1 protein-coding gene is annotated in these 1,191 nt (G+C 69.9%); it reads right to left on the minus strand.

Annotated features, from left to right (window positions below; all coding sequences use genetic code 11):
* On the minus strand, positions 1-1,030 hold a 1,030-nt coding region (locus AB0P17_RS43280), incomplete at its 3' end, for an IS701 family transposase (RefSeq protein ID WP_365820627.1).
* Positions 1,031-1,191 lie beyond the last annotated feature (161 nt).

Consider the following 1,191-nt stretch of genomic DNA (forward strand, 5'->3'; position numbering starts at 1 on the left):
CGAGAAAGGCCAGGGCGAGCATGGCGAGCGTGATGTGCCGGTGCCAGGAGGTCCAGTTGCGGACCTGGTAGTGGTCGAGTCCCACCTGGCCCTTGGCGGCCTGGAAGCACTCCTCAACGCTCCAGCGGACACCGGCGACGCGGACCAGCTCGGACAGGGGCACGTCGGTGGGTGACCAGCACAGGTAGAAGGCGAGTTCACCGGTGCTCCGGTTGCGGCGGATCAGCAGGTGGCGGTGGCCGCCGGTGCCGATGTGGACCCAGGCCCAGTCGTAGTAGCGCGGGCCCTTTGCACCGCTGCCGGCGCTGTGCCGCTGCCAGGCGGCTGCGGGGAGCCGGGCGGCGAGGGTGTCCGCACGGACGAGGGTGCGTCCTTGGTTGATCCGGACCCTGGTGGAGCAGGCCACGGCCAGGACGTAGCCGATGCCCCTCTCCTCCAGACGGGCGCGTAGGTGCGGGTCCTGGCCGTAGGCTTCGTCGCCGGTCACCCAGGAAGCGGTGATGCCCGCTTCCAGCGCAGCGGCGATCATCTCCCCGGCCAGGCGAGGCTTGGTCGCGAACTGCACCCCATCGGGTATTCCGGCAGCGCGGCGGCGCTCCGGATCGCAGCACCATGAGTGCTCGGGAAGGTAGAGCCGACGGTCGATCAGAGCCCGTCCCCGGTCGGTGGCGTAGGCGAGGAACACGCCGACCTGGCTGTTCTCGATGCGTCCTGCGGTGCCGGTGTACTGCCGCTGCACCCCTGCCGAGGCCCGGCCCTTCTTCACAAAGCCGGTCTCGTCGACGACGAGAACACCGCCGTCGCTGCCCAGGTGTTCGATGGCATAGGTGCGGACGTCGTCGCGGACGGCATCCGCGTCCCAACGGGCGTAGCGCAGCAGGCGCTGCATCGGCCCGGGCCGGGCATGGCCGGCCAGTTCGGCCAGCTGCCAGCAGTTCTTCCGCTCGACACTCGACAGCAGCCCGAGCAGGTAGGCGCGGGCGGTCGCCCGGGGCTCCACCCGCCCGAACCGGCCCGCGATCCGGGCCATGACCAGGTCGAACATCGACCGCCAACGGACAGGGTCTACGCTATGGCCCGCGGCCACCGCACGATCTTCAGGAGTCCACACAACCCCCGATGATCACGCGGTGGCCGTACCCGTTCCCAGCCGGGCCCGACTCAAGATCGCGAAGTCAGACTGGAGTACTA

This window comes from Streptomyces sp. NPDC088124, assembly GCF_040685895.1.
Taxonomy (GTDB): Bacteria; Actinomycetota; Actinomycetes; order Streptomycetales; family Streptomycetaceae; genus Streptomyces.